The 457-nt window shown below is 69.8% G+C and carries 1 protein-coding gene and 1 pseudogene; both read right to left on the reverse strand.

Translation table 11 applies throughout. The features are described 5' to 3' along the window. The coding region (locus OWC48_RS46510; protein ID WP_282525994.1) for an RsmG family class I SAM-dependent methyltransferase at nt 1-230 on the reverse strand (230 nt) is incomplete at its 3' end. Beyond that, nucleotides 217-457 (reverse strand): annotated as a pseudogene (locus OWC48_RS46515) (tRNA uridine-5-carboxymethylaminomethyl(34) synthesis enzyme MnmG); the annotation flags it as partial. The gene OWC48_RS46510 and the pseudogene OWC48_RS46515, both read right to left, overlap by 14 nt.

The raw sequence follows: 457 nt of genomic DNA on the forward strand, positions 1-457 counted from the left end.
GAGCCGAGATCAAGCCAGGACCGTGCCTCCGGCGCGAGAGCCAGGAGCTGGAGCGCATCGGCGATGTGACGGGTCCAGACCTCGTCGAGCGTCGCCGGCCCCACGAGGTTCTTCACCCGCTGCCAGCGGCGCAGCTGCGCGACGTAGATGTCGAGCCGTGCCGCTGTTTCCCGTGAAACACCGTACTCCGCCAGGACCCGCGCCCTGTCTTCCGCCTCAGACACGGGCATCCGCCCCCTTTCGGCGGGCATGCGCCGCGAGCAGCGTGCGGGCCGCCGGGGTGATGCCTTCGATCCGCGCCGCCTGCCCGAGTGTCTGCGGACGCACGGTCTCAAGCTTCACGCGCAGCGCGTTCGAGAGGCCGGAGATCGCGGCATAGTCGAGTTGCCCAGGCAGGGTGATGGCTTCGTCTCTCCGGAAGGCGGCGACATCGGCCCGCTGCCGGTCGAGATAGACG

Source organism: Bradyrhizobium sp. Arg816, assembly GCF_029989365.1.
In the GTDB taxonomy this organism is placed as follows: Bacteria; Pseudomonadota; Alphaproteobacteria; order Rhizobiales; family Xanthobacteraceae; genus Bradyrhizobium.